The sequence below is a fragment of the Brevibacillus formosus genome, from assembly GCF_003013405.1.
GTDB lineage: Bacteria > Bacillota > Bacilli > Brevibacillales > Brevibacillaceae > Brevibacillus > Brevibacillus formosus.
Window position 1 is genome coordinate 75,448 of the sequence record NZ_PXZL01000031.1, and the last position, 16,396, is coordinate 91,843.

The 16,396-nt window shown below is 46.8% G+C and carries 16 protein-coding genes; 12 read left to right on the plus strand and 4 right to left on the minus strand.

Annotated features, from left to right (window positions below):
- Positions 1-76: 76 nt before the first annotated feature.
- Positions 77-478 carry a DoxX family protein gene (locus C7R91_RS24530; RefSeq protein ID WP_047070700.1) on the plus strand — a complete coding sequence of 134 codons (402 nt, stop codon included), beginning with the start codon at positions 77-79 and terminating at the stop codon, positions 476-478.
- Positions 475-1,053, plus strand: a complete 579-nt coding sequence (locus C7R91_RS24535) for a uridine kinase family protein (protein ID WP_047070702.1) — start codon at positions 475-477, stop codon at positions 1,051-1,053. Before C7R91_RS24530 ends, C7R91_RS24535 begins: the two co-directional genes overlap by 4 nt.
- 59 nt (positions 1,054-1,112) lie before the next feature.
- Here C7R91_RS24535 and C7R91_RS24540 read toward each other — a convergent pair whose 3' ends face one another.
- The gene (locus C7R91_RS24540; protein WP_047070704.1) at positions 1,113-2,087 is read right to left on the minus strand and encodes a helix-turn-helix domain-containing protein; all 975 of its coding nucleotides are present in this window, start codon (positions 2,085-2,087) and stop codon (positions 1,113-1,115) included.
- Positions 2,088-2,268: 181 nt separating this feature from the next.
- Here C7R91_RS24540 and C7R91_RS24545 point away from each other — a divergent pair, with 181 nt between their 5' ends.
- From C7R91_RS24545 to mleBRB, 3 genes are all read left to right on the plus strand, one after another.
- The gene (locus tag C7R91_RS24545) at positions 2,269-2,991 is read left to right on the plus strand and encodes an energy-coupling factor transporter transmembrane component T (protein WP_047070706.1); all 723 of its coding nucleotides are present in this window, start codon (positions 2,269-2,271) and stop codon (positions 2,989-2,991) included.
- Entirely contained in the window at positions 2,988-4,469 is a 1,482-nt protein-coding gene (locus C7R91_RS24550) for an ABC transporter ATP-binding protein (RefSeq protein WP_047070707.1), read from the plus strand. The genes C7R91_RS24545 and C7R91_RS24550 overlap by 4 nt, the downstream gene beginning before the upstream one ends.
- A gap of 386 nt (positions 4,470-4,855) precedes the next feature.
- Entirely contained in the window at positions 4,856-5,701 is an 846-nt protein-coding gene (gene mleBRB, locus C7R91_RS24555) for a BRB family alpha/beta fold macrolide esterase (RefSeq protein WP_047070709.1), read from the plus strand.
- A 171-nt stretch (positions 5,702-5,872) separates the two neighbouring features.
- On the opposite strand, the gene C7R91_RS24560 is transcribed toward mleBRB, so the two are convergent.
- Positions 5,873-6,925 carry a 2,3-butanediol dehydrogenase gene (locus tag C7R91_RS24560; RefSeq protein ID WP_047070711.1) on the minus strand — a complete coding sequence of 351 codons (1,053 nt, stop codon included), beginning with the start codon at positions 6,923-6,925 and terminating at the stop codon, positions 5,873-5,875.
- Positions 6,926-7,251: 326 nt separating this feature from the next.
- On the opposite strand from C7R91_RS24560, the gene C7R91_RS24565 reads away from it, so the two are divergent.
- On the plus strand, positions 7,252-8,283 hold the full coding sequence (locus C7R91_RS24565) for a LacI family DNA-binding transcriptional regulator (RefSeq protein ID WP_047071270.1): 1,032 nt from the start codon (positions 7,252-7,254) through the stop codon (positions 8,281-8,283).
- 74 nt (positions 8,284-8,357) lie between these two features.
- Here the strand turns inward: C7R91_RS24565 and C7R91_RS24570 are convergent, their stop codons facing one another.
- Positions 8,358-9,095 (minus strand): cyclase family protein, encoded by a 738-nt coding sequence (locus C7R91_RS24570; RefSeq protein ID WP_047070713.1) that lies wholly within the window; start codon positions 9,093-9,095, stop codon positions 8,358-8,360.
- Between the two features lie 218 nt (positions 9,096-9,313).
- On the opposite strand from C7R91_RS24570, the gene C7R91_RS24575 reads away from it, so the two are divergent.
- The 4 genes from C7R91_RS24575 to C7R91_RS24590 all read left to right on the plus strand — a co-directional run bounded on the left by C7R91_RS24575 (position 9,314) and on the right by C7R91_RS24590 (position 14,005).
- On the plus strand, positions 9,314-9,730 hold the full coding sequence (locus tag C7R91_RS24575; protein WP_047071271.1) for a VOC family protein: 417 nt from the start codon (positions 9,314-9,316) through the stop codon (positions 9,728-9,730).
- Between the two features lie 144 nt (positions 9,731-9,874).
- Entirely contained in the window at positions 9,875-11,881 is a 2,007-nt protein-coding gene (locus tag C7R91_RS24580) for a serine hydrolase domain-containing protein (RefSeq protein WP_047070714.1), read from the plus strand.
- Between the two features lie 50 nt (positions 11,882-11,931).
- Positions 11,932-12,639 carry a response regulator transcription factor gene (locus C7R91_RS24585; protein WP_174769395.1) on the plus strand — a complete coding sequence of 236 codons (708 nt, stop codon included), beginning with the start codon at positions 11,932-11,934 and terminating at the stop codon, positions 12,637-12,639.
- A complete protein-coding gene (locus C7R91_RS24590) occupies positions 12,626-14,005 on the plus strand; it encodes a HAMP domain-containing sensor histidine kinase (RefSeq protein ID WP_047070718.1) in 1,380 nt (459 codons plus the stop codon). Before C7R91_RS24585 ends, C7R91_RS24590 begins: the two co-directional genes overlap by 14 nt.
- Here C7R91_RS24590 and C7R91_RS24595 read toward each other — a convergent pair.
- Positions 13,980-14,258 (minus strand): S-layer homology domain-containing protein, encoded by a 279-nt coding sequence (locus tag C7R91_RS24595; protein WP_047070720.1) that lies wholly within the window; start codon positions 14,256-14,258, stop codon positions 13,980-13,982. The two genes, C7R91_RS24590 and C7R91_RS24595, sit on opposite strands and share 26 nt — an antisense overlap.
- 182 nt (positions 14,259-14,440) lie before the next feature.
- On the opposite strand from C7R91_RS24595, the gene catA reads away from it, so the two are divergent.
- Together catA and C7R91_RS24605 are read left to right on the plus strand one after the other, a co-directional pair.
- Positions 14,441-15,100 (plus strand): type A chloramphenicol O-acetyltransferase, encoded by a 660-nt coding sequence (catA, locus tag C7R91_RS24600; RefSeq protein WP_047070722.1) that lies wholly within the window; start codon positions 14,441-14,443, stop codon positions 15,098-15,100.
- A gap of 81 nt (positions 15,101-15,181) precedes the next feature.
- On the plus strand, positions 15,182-16,345 hold the full coding sequence (locus tag C7R91_RS24605; protein WP_047070724.1) for a PstS family phosphate ABC transporter substrate-binding protein: 1,164 nt from the start codon (positions 15,182-15,184) through the stop codon (positions 16,343-16,345).
- The last annotated feature ends 51 nt before the right edge of the window (positions 16,346-16,396 follow it).

Genomic DNA, 16,396 nt, shown 5'->3' on the forward strand with positions numbered 1-16,396 from the left:
GAGCAATACAGAAGAAATGCTACCGCTGTGATTGTGCTACGATCTGCTTAGGAAAAAAATGAAAGGTGGGACCCCCATGCGGAGTCAAATTTCCAAAACGCGTTTGTGGATTGCACGGATTATGAGCGGACTTGTCATTCTTTTTATGCTTTTTGACGGCGTATTCAAACTGATCCAACCTGCTCCTGTTGTAGAGGGAACCCTCGTACTCGGCTATGCGGAGCATCATATTGGCGTGATTGGAATTCTCGCCCTTGTATCAACAGTGTTGTATGCTATACCACGGACAGCAGTTTTGGGTGCGCTTCTGTTGACTGGATTTTTCGGTGGTGTCATTGCGACCCAGATCCGTGTCGATGCGCCACTCTTTTCCCATACGCTGTTTGCTGTCTACCTCGCGATTTTGATGTGGGGCGGATTGTGGCTGCGGGATGAGCGGGTGCGAAAACTGTTGTTTGTTGCAAAAGGGGAAAAATGATGTTCGAGCAACTGCTAGACGCAATCGCACAAAGCTCGAAAAAGAGCGCTACACTGCTCATTGGGATCGATGGTGGTGGAGGCGCTGGGAAAAGTACCTTGGCTGAAAAAATAAAAGTGGCTTGCGATGACGTGACGATTGTTCACATGGATGATTTCTACTTGCCGTCTTCGCAACGAATCGACACAAAGCCCGCTAACAAACCGATAGGGGCGGATTTTGATTGGGAGCGTCTGGCTAGCCAAGTACTGGAACCGCTACTTCAGGAAAAAACAGGACGTTATCAACGGTATGATTGGGAGACAGACACATTAGCCGAGTGGCATTCAGTTCCGGTCGGAGGAATTGTAGTCGTGGAAGGAGTATACGCGATTCGAAGGGAACTGGCCACGCATTACGATTTGACGATTTGGATCGAGACGCCAAGAAGCACGAGGCTGTTGAGAGGGCTTGAGCGAGACGGGGAAGCAGCTCGTGATCTATGGGAAAATCAATGGATGGTGGCAGAAGATTTGTACCGAGAGCAACACGAACCGCATAAGAGAGCGGACTTCATTATTGATGGAACCCCGTGATCAACAACTACTCAAAAAGAAGCTGTAGCCACTTTCCGGCTACAGCTTTTTCCATGATCCTATTTGGTTGTAACCGTGAATCTCCGGTATTCGTTGGGCAACAGCCCGGTGCTCTTGCGAAACAACTGGGAGAAGCGACTGGAGTTGTGGTAGCCCACGATATACGCAATCTGATTGATGTGTAAATCGGTGTTCGTAAGCAGTTGCTCGGCGTGAATCATTCGCTTGTTTTGGATATATTCGGTAATGGTGCATTGGTTCGCTTGCTTAAAGGTGTATTTCAGCTTGGTGAGTCCCATGCAGGCGATCCGGGCAAGGTGCTCCAAGTGTATTTCGGAGGCAAAATAATCGTCAATGTAGGCGGTCACAGCTGTCAGGCCGTCCAAATCCTGCCGGGATATGCTTTTCGTTGGATGCGATTTTTGGTGTGCTTTGGCCTTTTCCACGATCAGTGATACTGCTTCTGCGACTTTCCCCTCGTAGTACAGCTTTGCGGCAATTCCCGTTCCCCGAAAATTCCGTATCTGTCTGAGCAAGAAAACAAGCTCCGCGAAATTCGTCATCCCATCTACCGTAATAAAGGACGAGCGCAGGTCCTTATACTCTACTGGATATTTGCTTTTCAAATAATCCTCGTAATACTCCGGCATGATTTCAATAGCTGTCGAGCGGATGGGAATGTTTTTGCGATAGCTGGCCCGATACACATTGTTATAGCCGAAATGGACGCGGATGCAGCCGCTTGACAATCGTTTATACGGATTGAATTCTTCTCCAGAGACGGAATCGTAATAATTGAAGCTCAGGTACTTGGGTTGCTGGAATTCCAGAAACAAATCCTCGTAAAAGACGAAATCTTGGATCGAAATCGAGAACAGGTTGTCGCGCGTATAAGTCCAGTAGCGACCCTGCCCTTTCTCTGGCAAAACAGAAAAGCAAACACCTTCGGGATTGTATGGACCGTGGTCGTCGTCAGGATAAAAGCCGCATTGCATTAAACACGGCGTATGTAGTTCCGTCAGAATATCTTTCATTAAAGTCACCACCCATGCCGTGATCGGACGAAAACATACCATGAAAAGACGTATGTCTACCTGTCGTATTGCTAGAGATTATGATCATCATTATCATTACGATTTGTAAGGGGGAATGCTGCGTGCTTCTTCTCCCCTTAATAAGGTTGTGTGTGATCTCGGTTGTAGGGGTGTCTGTCGAATGAAGGAAGAAGCATATGAAAAAGAAACAACTCGTACGAGACGGCTCGGTCCCAGAACGCATCTGTTGGTGCTGGTTATAGCGAGTATCTTGGCCATGACCGTTCGTGATGATATGCAGGTGCATCTACTGGTGGCACTAAGTGTAGTGTACTTGGTATGGAATCACCTGTCCAGAAAGGCGTTTCAACTGGTCGTGTTCTATTGCGTGTGCATGGCTTTTGTGTTTTTCATGCCGAATGCGTTGGCGTTAGGAACGATGAAGCTCATTGTCTACACGATGGTGAGAATGATGCCTGTCATCATGATTGGCGCAGTTCTGATCTATACGCCACCTGGCAGTATCATGAGTGCGTTTGAGAAGATGCATGTCCCTAAGCCGATTTTGGTAATGATTTGCATTTTGATCCGATTTTTCCCCGTGGTCATTTTGGAAATGAAAGCGATTCGTGACGGAATCCGCGCCAGAGGGATTTTTCCGCATTGGTACAGCGCACTGAAGCATCCGGCCATGGCCTACGAATGTTTTTTTATGCCATTGGTCGTCCGTTGCCTGAAGCTGTCGTCAGAATTGGCGTCGTCTGCTGAACTCCGCGGTATCGAGTGCACAAACGCGCGGACCTCTATCTACCCGGTTGGCTTCAAGATCACAGATGGCATCGTCGTAGGGGTGTATGCGCTGATAGGCTCGGCAATTTACTGGACGGGAGGGATGATTTCGTGATTGAGCTGAACGACGTCACGTTTCATTATGGACAGGATGATGGAGGACACGATACTGAGACCGGCGTGAAAAATATCAGCTTATCTATAAAAGCCGGACAGTGTGTCGTGCTATGTGGGCGATCGGGTTGCGGCAAGAGTACGATTATGAGGCTGGTCAATGGTCTTGCACCGAATTTTTATGCCGGACGTCTCACGGGTGAAGTAAGCATAGGCGGCAAAAGTCCTGCAAGCATGTTGCCCGAAGAACGGACACGGCTAATGGGCGTTGTATTTCAAGACCCCCGTAGCCAATTTTTTATGGAAACCGTCCGGGATGAGCTGGCGTTTTCCGCAGAAAACATTGGCATGGCACCAGACGAGATTCGAAGCCGGATGGAAAAACAGGCGAGCCAGCTCGGGATTTCCCACCTGCTCGATACCTCTTTACATAAGCTGTCCAGCGGGCAAAAGCAACGGGTGGCTATAGCGGCCGCATCCGTTTTGACACCACCACTTCTCTTGCTGGATGAGCCTACTGCGAATCTGGACGCTTCCTCTACGCAAAACCTGATTGAAATCTTGGGCAAGCTCAAGCAAAACGGTACCACCCTGCTCATCAGCGAGCATCGGCTAGTTCCTTTTTTACCCGTTGTCGATTTGTTTGTCTGCATGGAAAATGGCCAAATCGCACGGACGTGGACCAAGGACGAGTTCTGCCAGCTGTCTCATGATGACGTTCGTATGTACGGTCTGCGTCATCCTGACATGAGGCTTCCCGAGACCGCAAAGAAACGGGAGCAGCCAGAGATGTCCGAGTTCATGGTGGAAGGAAGAGGGCTTAGCTATTTTTATAAAAAGAAAAAAGACGGCATCACCGATATCAACATCTCGCTTCCGCAGGGGAGCGTAACAGCGTTGACGGGAGAGAACGGTACGGGCAAGACGACACTATGCAAAATTTTATGCGGTCTTCTTCGTGAGCGAAAAGGAACGATTGTCCACCAAGGTCGTAAACTGTCCGTCAGCAAAAGGCGAGCTGTAAGCTATTTGGTGATGCAGGATGCGGACTACCAGCTCTACGCAGACAGCGTCGGGAACGAAATCGTGTTGGGGAAAATTTTGAATGAAGAGCTCCGCGATAAGGCGTATGAAGCGATGGATGCTTTCGGTTTGCGTGAGCTTCGCGATCGGCATCCTGCCTCACTATCCGGTGGAGAGAAGCAGCGGGTTACGATGGCAGCCGCCTATTGCTCCGAGGCAGAACTGATCGTGCTGGATGAACCGACAAGCGGACTTGACGGCGATGGAGTGCTGAAGGTGGCCGCATGGGTGAAAAAGCTGGCCGAAGCAGGCAAAACGGTTGTCATTATCACGCATGACCAGATTCTTTCCAAGCTGGCATGTGATCAAGTAGTTGAGCTGCGGTTTACCCGGGATGTTGAGACGATTTTTGCAGAGCCAGGGCTTCGAACAACGATTGAAACTGCCAATCGTTGACAGATGAAAAAGCATGTGATAGGATGGTCACAACTTATCAGGGACGGAGGGTTACGTGTGGCAAATTAATTTTTCGATACTTTATTCGCACAACACAATCGATGAAATAGTGAGAAAAGGCTATGTTGTGTGCATACGAATCGGAAAATGGATTGCCGCTACGGTAACCCAATTGAACCATGGGCAAATAGGAGTGAGGAAGGCGAGCAAGCGAGATGCCCCCCTCTATTTGCATGATCTGCGAAGAGAATGGAACCAATCCTGTACAATCAGATGCTGGTATCTGATGTTCATGGTTTTCGTTTCTTTTCCTTTTTCGATGACGTAAGCACAGGCAGCCTAGCCTGTGTTTTTTTATTTCAGTTCGTTGAGGAGGAAAACTTGCAATGGCAGAACAGATCTTAAAAGTAAATGGTGTGGAAATATGCGCGGAAAGCTTTGGGAAGCCCACAGATCCGGCGATTTTGCTGATTATGGGAGCCCAGATGTCCATGCTTTGGTGGGAGGAAGAATTTTGTCAGCGAATAGCCGACGCCGGACGCTTTGTTATTCGTTTTGATAATCGGGATGTCGGACGCTCCACGACCTACGAGGTTGGCCAACCGGGTTATACGTTTGAAGATATGGCGGATGACGCTGTTCACGTCCTTGATGCATTCGGCGTACAGCAGGCGCACTTCGTTGGTATGTCAATGGGCGGAATGTTGACACAAATGATTGCATTGCGACATCCCGAAAGAGTTCGTACCATCACATTGCACGCAACGTCCAATTTTGCTCCTGGCCTACCACCAATCGATGAGAAGCTGATGGAGTTTTTCAGCAAGATGGGGGAGATCAACTGGGAGGATGAGCAGGAGGCGTTAGAGGCGGCGGTTGCGAGTTGGAAAGTTCTCAGTGGTTCCAAACATCCTTTTGACGAGCAGCGCGTTCGTGAATTGGCCCAAATGGATATCGCCAGAAGCAACCATTATGCGAGTAGAAACAACCACGCCTTTGTGACAGCCAGTGAACCGTACCTGTTGCGGACAGCGGAAATCGCTGTACCAGCTCTCGTGATTCACGGTACAGAAGACTTGCTCATCCCTTTCGCGCATGCCTTACATCTTGCGAACACCATTCCGGGAGCAGTCTTGCTCACGTTGGAAGGGACAGGGCATGAGCTTCCACGTGGGGATTGGGATGTCGTCATCGAAGCGATTTTGAAGCATACGCAAGAAAAGGAAGCGTAATGACACTTCCTCCTCGTCGCAGAGCGCAAGGTTAAAAACCGAAGAGGGTAACGAAAAAAAAACGGAGCGGAAAACAGGAATGAACCCTGCTTTCTCTCCGTTTTTTGTAGCGGAATGGCGTATGTCCTTCTGCGGAAGGACATAGCACGATATTTATGGAATCGTTTTCGGTTATGCTCTCGGGCTAACGAGAATTTTCACCTGGTTTTTCTCTTTCAGCAGAGCTTCAAAACCGTTCTCCATGATGTCGTCGAGCTTGATGCGCTGGGTGACCAGCTTGTCCGCCGGGAAGAAGCCCTTTTCCATCAGGCTGATGACGGCAGGAAATACGTCGCGGTAGCCAATGATGCCTGTCATGCTGCGTTCTTTCATGACGATGTGATTCGGCTTGATTGGCGCTTCTCTTTCGAAGATGCTGACGATCATGATTTGTCCAGCGATTTTGGTAGATTCGATGGCTTGCGTAAGGACAGGAGGCACGCCTGTGACTTCAAAGGCGATATCTGCGCCGCCGTTTGTCCGGTTGTGAATTTCCTGGACGACGTCGTATTCTTTCGGATCGATGACGATAGCTCCCAGCTCAGCTGCCTTGCTTTTACGTTCAGGGGACAGCTCTACTGCATAAATCTCAGCTGCACCTGCTGCTTTCAGTGCTTCGATAACAAGCAAGCCGATAGGACCAGCGCCGAATACGACAGCTTTGTCACCAGCTTTCAACTGACTCGAACGGACTGCATAAAGGGCCACGGCAGATGGCTCAACAAGAGCGCCTTGCTCATAGGAGAGACTGTCTGGGATTTTGTGGACCATGTGCTCATCGCAAGCCACGTATTCCGAAAAGCCGCCGCCACCGCCGGCCAAACCGAGGAAGCCCATTTTTTCACAAAGATTGTATTTGCCTTGTCTGCAGGCAGCGCATGTTCCGCATGCGAAAACTGGCTCGACAACGACGCGATCTCCAACCTTGATGGTGTTCACGCCTTCGCCGATTTCCACTACTTGTCCGGAAAATTCGTGCCCCATTACGATCGGGGCTTTTTCGCCTGTAAGTGGATGTTCAGCTCCCTGTGGGATGAAGATCGGGCCAGCCACGTATTCGTGCAAGTCGCTTCCGCAAATCCCGCACCACTCGACTCTGATTTTCACTTTACCTTTGGTCGCAACCGGTTCCGAAATGGTTTCCAAACGGAGGTCTTTCAAACCGTGCCAACGTAATGCTTTCATATCTGCCATCTCCTCGTTCGATTTGGATTCTATATGAAATTCAGCAAGTAAAATAGGAAACGTTTCCGAAAAATAATATGTCATAAGTTTGGTATCTTGTCAATTTGATTTGCCGGGCGGGGTGTGCAATTGGCAGAGGCGAAGAGGTTGATTCTAGCTAGGTTGAGACGATATATAGGTGTTGTGCAACAGGTGCGGAGTTGCCTGCCATGTTTTGCTCACGCCTCGTTACCAGCGGTTTTATGTATGCTATAATAGCGGTAGGAGAATACATTTTAGCTCGGAAACATAGAAAACGATTCCGATATGGAAAGGAAAGCAAGGCGTTGGATACAAAAAATAAAGTGACAATAGAAGACGTAGCGAAGAAGGCAGGCGTAGGAATCGCAACGGTATCGAGGGCCATCAATGACAGCGGGGGAATCAGTCCGAAGACGAAAGCGTTGATTCTTGAGGTGATTGACGAGCTGGGCTTTATTCCAAACACTTCCGCGCAAAGTCTAAAGGTGCGCCAAACCTATCAAATCGCACTGGCTGTCCCTGACATTCGCAATGCGATCATTCCGGATATCGCCTGGTCGGTCGAGCAAGCGGCCAAGCAGCATGGCTATCGTGTCGTACAAATTAATACAGCGGGAAATGCCCGAATGGAGCTTGAGACTGTGCGCGAGGTCAAAAAGCTGCATGTAGACGGGCTGATTATCATGCCGCTCGCCTATCCGAAGACGTTGGTCCAGATGATTAACAAAGCGAGTGTTCCGGTTTCGATCATTAACTACGGAAAAAAGCTCGAAGACAATGTGAGAGCGGATGTGGTCAGCATGGCCCGTCAAGAAGGTCGGCTCGTCATGGAGCATTTGATCAAAATTGGCCGTACGCGAATTGCTTACGCAGGTGCGCCGAAGGACAAGATCGAGGAGCGGTATTTTGCCTATGAGGCGTCGCTTCAGCACATCGATCCTTCGCTGGTGTACTTTGGTGAGGACTTCTCGTTTGAGACGGGCCTTCGTGCTGCTGATTACTTTTTTAGCCTGAAAAACATGCCGGACGCTATCTATGCGGTCAATGACATGGTGGCAATCGGAATCGTGAATCGGTTCAAGGAGCTCGGAGTACGTGTGCCAGAAGAGGTTGCGGTCGTAGGCATTGACAACAATGTGTGGACGACGATTACGACCCCGCAGATCAGCTCTGTTTCGATTATGGGGGAAGAAGTGGCACGGCTGGCGACTGAGCTTTTGCTGAAACGGATTCGTGAGCAGGGGGCAGGAGCGTACGAACGCGTACAGTTCGAGCCGCGGCTGATTGTCAGGGAGTCCAGTGTAGCGATTATCCGTAAATCCTCATTGGATACGTAGAGCATTTTCAGATGAAAAGCCGAGTGAAAGACAGGTGATCGGTGATGATACCTGACGTTTACTCGGCTTTGGCTTTAAGGCAATATGGCAAACGAACGAACAGGAAACCCGGAGGCTTTTTCAGGCTTTGGTGTAATGTTTACGATGACAGCACCTTTTGCCGGGAGCTTATCGAGATTTTTGAGCAGCTCTACTTGATAGGTGTCTTGATCGAGGACGAAATATTCACCCAAAAGTGCTCCGTTTTTCCGGTAATCGATCGTCGCATCCGTATCGAAGGTTTCGTGACCGACTGCTTTGATTTGTCTTTCCTCGAACAAAAATTTCAAAGCCTCCAAGGACCAGCCAGGAGCGTGATTGTTGCCATCTGCATCCTTATTGTTGAAGGCCTCCACATCTGGCCAGCGCTTGCTCCAATCTGTACGCAAGGCGACGAAGGAGCCGCTCTCAATTTGACCATGCTCGGTTTCAAAATGCAAAATGTCTTCCACGGATAGCGAATAGTCGTTGTTGGCTTCGGCTTCTTTTGATTTGTCGATGACGACGAGCGGCAATACGAGTTCCTTCAGCTCGATCTCGTCCAAGTAACGCTTGTTGCGCACAAAGTGAATCGGTGCATCCAAGTGGGTACCGTACTGTCCAGGAAAAGAGAAGCGTTGGGCAAAGAAGCCGTCGTCATGTGTGAACAGCGTTTGGAATTCGGCGGCGTCAAAGGCGTGGAAGTGCGGGGACTCCGGACCGAATGTGTGCGTGAGATCTACCCATTCTTTTTGTTTTAACAGGGTAATTGCTTGAATTAAATCGTTTGCCATGTGCCCACCTCGTTACCGTTTTTAGAATTTTCACGCTCGTGCAACCAAGTTTATCCAATACTTTATCGCTTCTAATTCCGAGTGTCAATATCGCAATAATATGAATGAATGGTTTAACAAATAATAGCAATCGGGAAGAAGCGTTCGAGCATGATTCTGCTATTCTTAAAAGGAGAAGAATGAGTATCATCTATACAAAACGTGAAGGAGAAATTCCCATGACAAAAGAGCTTTGGATCAATTTGCCTGTCAAGGATCTCGAAAAGTCCAAATCGTTTTTTGCCGCACTCGGATTCTCTTTTCATCCCCGCCATGAGAATAGCAAAGATGTAGCGGGCCTATTGATTGGTGAAAAAAACCTATTGGTGATGCTTTTCCCAGAAGCTGCCTTTCAATCGTTTACGCAAAATGAGCTGGCAGATACGAAGCGCGGAACAGAAGTGTTGTTTTCGATCGATGCCGAGAGCAGGGAAGCAGTGGATGAATTGGTGAATCAGGTGAAAGAGGCTGGGGGCACGGTTTTCAGTGAGCCGCGGGAGCATGGTCCGGGGATGTACGGGGCGGGCTTCGCTGATTTGGATGGTCATCGGTGGAATGTACTGTATATGGATAGGAGACTGATATCGACAGAATAGAGAATCGTGCCCCTGAGAAATCAGGGGCTTTTGCATGAACAAGCAAAAAATTCATGTTCTATTAAGGTTGTATAGAAATGCGATTAAGATTGGTCGTTTACTCTTCTAGAGAAGGAAATAAGGATAAAGGAGAGGAGCAGCCTTATGAAAATGTTTTCGAAGTTACAGACATTAATGGCGACTGCACTTGTATTTACTATGAGTGTCAGCCTTGTAAGCGGAGTTGTTTCTCCATCAAAAGTGTTCGCATCTTCTGTATCTGGGCCGGATGATCCGAGAGAGGTAGAGCAATTTGCTGATGAATTTTTTAACCGGTCCGAAATTAAGAACAACATGGCAGGAGCTGCGTTTGTAGTTGTAAAAGGAGACAAGGTCCTTTTTAAAAAAGGGTATGGATATGCGGATGTAGAGAAGAAGATTCCGGTCAATCCTGATCGCACCGTATTCCGTGTAGCGTCCGTATCCAAGGTTATTACAGCTACAGCCGTTATGCAATTGGCGGAGCAAGGAAAAATAGATTTGAACAAAGATGTATCCGCATATATGGGGGGTGCCCGGATTCCGAATAATACAGGCACTCCTCTAACAATGGAACATCTGTTAATGAACGCCACTGGATTTGACTATGGAGACACTTCTGACTCTTCAACAACCGACTTGAAACGGGAGGTTTCTTTAAAGAAATACGTTATGGACAATCTCCCAAATGTCATTCGCAAGCCAGGAGAGTTTTACAGATATGACAACCTCGGCTTCACTATTCAAGGTTATGTTGTAGAACAAGTAGCAGGAAAACCATTTGGTGAATACGTGCAGGAACGCATCTTTAAGCCACTTGGCATGGAAAATAGTGATTTTCGACTTACACCATCAATAGTCAAAGAGTTGGCTGTGCCTTATAATCTTATCGGACAGCCGATCCCGACTTATGCAACGGTACCAACTGAGCTTCCTGATGGTGGAATGCTCTCAACTGGTTCTGATATGGCTAAATTCATGATTGCTCATCTCAATAAAGGAAAGCTTGGGAATGCGACGATTATGAAAGAAGAAACGGCGGCAGAAATGCAGAGACCTCATTTTTCCGTGCATCCAAAGCTGAATAACATGGCGCTTGGTTTCGAATATTCCAACCAGCAAAATTACAATGGACATTATGTTATTGAAAAAGCAGGGGATTTACAAGGATACCATACCGGGATGTGGTTGATCCCGGAAGAAAAAGTGGGAGTATTTGTTACAGTCAATAAGGACTTCGAAATTCGTATGCCTTTGATTGAAGCGTTTATGGATCATTACTACCCGAAAAATGAGCAGAAAAGGGGAGCGTTTGCGTTAGCGAAACAAGAACTCACCAAGTTTGAAGGGACATACAGCGATTTGCGAAACCGGATGTGGACGACTCGTATACGTGCTGAAGGCGGCAAGCTCATTGTAAAAGACCCGCTGGGAGAACATGTCCTATATGAAGTAGAGCCACTATTATTCCAGGATGAACAAGGTATTAGAGCTGCTTTTAAGCTGAACGATCACGGAGATGTGCAGGCTTTCTATTACGATTCAAAATCAGATAGTTGGGCAGAAAAATTGCCTGAGCCGCAACGTTATCAGGATGTGGAGAATGACCATCCATATGCGTCCTATATTTATCACCTGAGACAGATCGGTGTCTTTGCTGATATGGAAGGAGACAATCGCTTTTCGCCCGAACAACAGATAACAAAAGGAGAGTTTGTTGGCTGGTTCATCAAGTGGAGTGGCATTGCCCCATCAAAGCATAAACCGATTTACACGGATCTTTCAGGTAACAAGTATGCTCGGGAAATTCAAGCAGCTTACGAGTTAGGTTTACTAAAAGCATCTGCTGATGGCAAATTTTATCCGAACGAGCCATTGACACGTCAAGAAGCAGCAACCATCGTATGGCGTATGGCATTTGGCTATCTTCATGCAGAGCCGAAAAAAGCCAAATTGAGTGGTAGGACAGATGCTTGGGCTTTAGAGGGAGTCCATTTCGTAGTGGCAAAAGGATTATTCGGACCAGAAGTGGTGAAAGGCAGAGATGGCAGTGTCGATTATAAATCAGAGCAGCTGATGGTAAGGAAAGAAGCGGCTGCGTTACTATCTCGGTTCGCAGACCAATTATTTTAGTGTACAACAAGCCGTGACTTCTTGTTTGTGCTTCGTTGCGACATGAGGCGATGGAGGGAAATACAATCAAAACGATACTGATCATCGACGATGAAGCACAAATTCGTGAACTACTCAGTATTTATTTGAAAAATTACGGGTTTGCTACTTATGAAGCAGGTAATGGGGTTGATGCGCTGGCTGTATTCTCAAACGTGCAAATCGATCTGGTTATTGCTGATATTATGATGCCGATGATGGATGGATACGAGTTATTAAAAAAGATGCGACATATTTCCGAAGTTTCGTTTTTGTTCCTGTCCGCGAAATCGGACGATATGGATAAAATTATTGGACTTCAGCTTGGCGCTGACGACTATGTGGGGAAGCCCTTTAACCCCATAGAAGTCGTCAGCAGAGTTCAAGCGTTATTCAGAAGAATGGATGTATTTTCCAAAGGTGAAAAGCAGAACCATGAAATCATACAAATTGGCGATGTCATGCTCGATTTGGTGAGCTGTAAGCTGTACAAAAATGGACAGCAGAAAGAAGTGACATCGTACGAGTTCAAGATTTTATCTTTACTGATGAAGCATGCGGGGAGAGTTTTTACAAAAGCATCCATTTACGAGCATGTTTGGGGGCAGGAATACATAGGGGATGAAAACCTCATCATGGTCTATATTAGCAAACTCAGGGAGAAGATTGAGGATAATCCAAGAAAGCCAGTTTATCTTATTACGATCAGGGGGTTAGGCTACCGTTTTGAAAAAAAATGAGAGCATCCCCGACAAGCGGCCGTTAAAACAACTGTTTTTTCGGCACTATGTTGTGATAAGCGGTTTGTTCTTATGCACGATTATGATTGCTCTTTTGGGGACAGACCTGTTGATGGACAACTATTTTGATAAATCGCCTGATTTGGCCCGAGTGGACGGCAGTAAAATATACCAGTACCCTTTTAAAAAGATGGATGGTCGGTTGTTAGACGAGTACGGCGGCTGGTTCGAGATCGTAGATGAATCGGGGACAGTCATCTATGTAAAAGGCAACAAGGAAGACAATATCATGACATATAGCGATGGAATGCTGTACGCTAAAGTGGACATACTGCGAAACGATGATTCAATTTTCTACCATGCCTATCGAGTGCAAGGGCCAGAGGGTGAAAACTATGTTCTGTTATGGAAAATTCCTCAGCGGTTGGAAAATATATCATTGGCGCTTGGTATCTTAACAGCGTTGTTTGTCGTTCTGTTGTTCATCGCTCTTTATTTCTATACCCGGTACTCCGTCTTGCAAATGAAGAAGCCTCTCCGGCAAATTGTAGAGGGCATTAAAGAGATGGAAGGCTTCAATTATCAGAAGAGGCTTACATTTTCTGCTGAAATGGAATTTGCAGAAATCCGAGAAGCATTTAACGAAATGGCAGAACGACTACAGCAGACCTCGGCAGAGAAAGAAGCGGTAGCGAACAACAAAAGAAACATGCTGCTGCATTTGTCTCATGATCTGAAAACGCCGATTACCTCCGTATTCGGTTATTCTCAGTTGTTGCTGGATAGGCCGGAGCTAGAAGAAGAGCAAAGGCGTCAGTATGTTCAATATATTAACGACAAATCGTCTTATATGGCCCATTTGATTCAAAATTTGTTCGAGCTGGCAAAGCTGGAAGACCAGCACGTGAGACTGGATCAAGAAAAGGTGAATATTAGTAAGTGGTTTATGCAGCTTGTTGCGGAATTTTATCCGGAGATAGAAGATAGGGGATTTCAGCTGGATGTGAAAATTCCAGAGGAGCCGCTGTTCGTCATGTTCGACAAAATGCATATGAACCGCGTTATTACGAATTTGATCGGTAACTCACTAAAACATAATCCTCCGGGAACGCAGCTATTCGTTTCATGCGAGAAAATAGAAGCTGACGTTGTTCTGTGGTTAGGTGATAACGGTACAGGCGTTCAAGAGGATGTGAGGGAACACATTTTTGAAGAGTTCATAAAAGGGAGTAATCCTGTGAAAGATAGCACTGGACTCGGTCTAGCCATTTGTAAAAAAATTATAACGTTACATCAGGGGACCATTCATTTGGAAAGGGATCAACGGTATACGACTCTATTTAAAATAACTTTGCCTCTTGAATGAGCGGTACTGTCGGACGAAGCTTATTAAACAGCTTATGAACCATAACGGTTAATTCGGCTCTGTCAATCGCCTCATTTGGCCTGAAGGCTCCATTAGAATAGCCGCTTAATACACCTTTTTTCACCATGAAATCAACTGATTCCCGAGCCCAATGTCCATCCGGGATATCGCTGAACTGACTGGCTTGTACAGGCACGGGAGTTGAAAAAAGAATAGAAACGAAGAGAGCCAAGCATAAAATGATATTTTTCATCATGTTCCTCCTTTTCCCTTCCCTATTGCTTAAACATTGGAGCTATACACAGACTGATGTCAGAAAGAGATGCAAATGGTATGCTGGAGGGGCAGGATTGGAGAAGGGGATGGTGTTATGAAAAGGACACGCAAAATCACCTCCTAAAATCATGATGTTTTCGATTTTAGGAGGGATATCCAATGAAATTTCAGCGAATCGATCTAGATAATTGGAGCAGAAGGTCTTATTTCGAGCATTATCTGAACCGAGTGAATTGCACCTTTAGTATGACGGCCAACATTGATATATCGGAATTGCTTCCTGCCCTACGGCAAAAGGGGATGAAGCTGTATCCGGCTTTTCTGTTTATGGTGACGAACGTTGTCAATGCGCATCGCGAATTTCGAACTTCCTTTCATACGGATGGCGAGTTGGGCTATTGGGAGAGCATGATACCCAGCTATACTTTTTTTCACCAGGACGATCAAACTTTTTCTACGATGTGGACGGAATTCGCAGACGAGTTCCCTGTGTTTTATCAAAATTACGTAGCGGATATGAAAAGGTACGGGGACAACAAAGGTTTTGTAGCAAAAGAACCGGAACCGCCCTATACTTTCCCGGTCTCGTGTATTCCCTGGGTTAGCTTCAGTGGATTTAATCTGAATATTTCGGGAGATGGGCGGTATTTGCTGCCAATCATTACAAGTGGAAAGTATTTCGAGCAAGAAGGCAAAACGTTGCTGCCAGTTTCTTTGCAAGTCCATCATGCGGTTTGTGATGGATATCACGCCAGTTTGTTCATCAATGATTTGCAAAAATGGGCAACAAATTACAAGGAATGGTTAGGTGTTGAGTGAATTGGCTCGTTTGGTATGCTTCTCCTTCCTAATCTCTTCCAATCATTTATAATAACGGTAGGAGAACTGGGAGGAGAAGGAATGAACAAAGAAATGGTAGGGAAAATCTTCGGCTGTATTGTTTTGGGTGCGATCATCACGGTGATCGGAGTCGTGGCGATGGTGATGACTGCTCTGAACGCCCAGGGAAGAGTTTATTGCCTTCTCGTCGCTGTCACGACGTTTGTTTTTATCATCTACATCATCGGCCAAATGTTCGCCCCGCAAAAGAGTCGGTTATGGAACCGAGCCCTTTTTGTCTATTTTCTCTTTTGTACGCTGCCAGTTGCAGGATATGAGATCAGCAGCTATTACCATAACAGCATTCCTGTGGTCAGTGAGGCAGAGGTCGATCTGGAACAGTATAAACCGTTTGGAGCAGGCTCCAAAATTCAAAAGCTTGATCGACCAGCGACACTGTCATTACAGTCTGATTTGCCCAAAATAGATGGGGCGACCGCCTTGTATCCTCTTTACGCTTCCTTTGTGCAGGCTGTTTATCCAAAGAAGGATTACGACCTTTACGACAGCGAAGTCATGGTAAGCAAGACGCCAAAAGCGTACGAAAACTTACTGGATGGCAAAGTCGATGTCATCTTTGCGGCAGCTCCTTCCGAGGAGCAGCTTCTGGCAGCAAAAGAAAAAGGCGTAGAGCTGAAGCTGACGCCAATCGGAAGGGAAGCCTTTGTCTTTTTTGTTCATGCAGAGAATCCTGTTCAGGGACTCACTACCAAGCAGATTCAGGACATTTATGCGGGAGACATCATTTCCTGGGATGAAGTCGGTGGCAGCTATGAGGTCATTCGCGCCTTTCAGCGTCCAGAAAATAGCGGGAGTCAGACGATGCTGCAGAAGATCATGGGAGATAAAGAGCTCATGACCGCACCACAAGAAGACGTGGTAACAGGAATGGGTGGAATCATCGAGCAAACAGCCAACTACAAAAATTATTCGAATGCCATCGGTTACTCGTTCTTGTTTTATGCCACGGAGATGGTGCGAAACGGAAGCATTCGTCTGCTCGCGATTGATGGGGTAACGCCTAATAAGGAAACGATAAAAAGCAGAGCGTATCCGTTTGCGGCGGAGTTTTACGCCGTGACAGCTGGGACAGACAATCCGAATGTAGAGAAGCTGATCGAATGGATTTTATCTCCGCAAGGACAAGAATTAGTAGAAAAAACGGGCTATATTCCGGTGAAATGATTAGGAGCAAGCAAAGGAGACCCTTGGGCAATTTGAAGTGCACCCCTTAAA

Excerpts from the sequence above, each read along its gene's own strand:
- C7R91_RS24595 (WP_047070720.1), bottom strand. The coding sequence starts at position 14,258 with ATGAAAAATATCATTTTATGCTTGGCTCTCTTCGTTTCTATTCTTTTT.
- C7R91_RS24585 (WP_174769395.1), top strand. The coding sequence starts at position 11,932 with ATGGAGGGAAATACAATCAAAACGATACTGATCATCGACGATGAAGCA.
- C7R91_RS24545 (WP_047070706.1), top strand. The coding sequence starts at position 2,269 with ATGAAGGAAGAAGCATATGAAAAAGAAACAACTCGTACGAGACGGCTC.
- C7R91_RS24605 (WP_047070724.1), top strand. The coding sequence starts at position 15,182 with ATGAACAAAGAAATGGTAGGGAAAATCTTCGGCTGTATTGTTTTGGGT.
- catA (WP_047070722.1), top strand. The coding sequence starts at position 14,441 with ATGAAATTTCAGCGAATCGATCTAGATAATTGGAGCAGAAGGTCTTAT.
- C7R91_RS24575 (WP_047071271.1), top strand. The coding sequence starts at position 9,314 with ATGACAAAAGAGCTTTGGATCAATTTGCCTGTCAAGGATCTCGAAAAG.
- C7R91_RS24580 (WP_047070714.1), top strand. The coding sequence starts at position 9,875 with ATGAAAATGTTTTCGAAGTTACAGACATTAATGGCGACTGCACTTGTA.
- C7R91_RS24540 (WP_047070704.1), bottom strand. The coding sequence starts at position 2,087 with ATGAAAGATATTCTGACGGAACTACATACGCCGTGTTTAATGCAATGC.
- mleBRB (WP_047070709.1), top strand. The coding sequence starts at position 4,856 with ATGGCAGAACAGATCTTAAAAGTAAATGGTGTGGAAATATGCGCGGAA.
- C7R91_RS24530 (WP_047070700.1), top strand. The coding sequence starts at position 77 with ATGCGGAGTCAAATTTCCAAAACGCGTTTGTGGATTGCACGGATTATG.
- C7R91_RS24560 (WP_047070711.1), bottom strand. The coding sequence starts at position 6,925 with ATGAAAGCATTACGTTGGCACGGTTTGAAAGACCTCCGTTTGGAAACC.
- C7R91_RS24535 (WP_047070702.1), top strand. The coding sequence starts at position 475 with ATGATGTTCGAGCAACTGCTAGACGCAATCGCACAAAGCTCGAAAAAG.
- C7R91_RS24570 (WP_047070713.1), bottom strand. The coding sequence starts at position 9,095 with ATGGCAAACGATTTAATTCAAGCAATTACCCTGTTAAAACAAAAAGAA.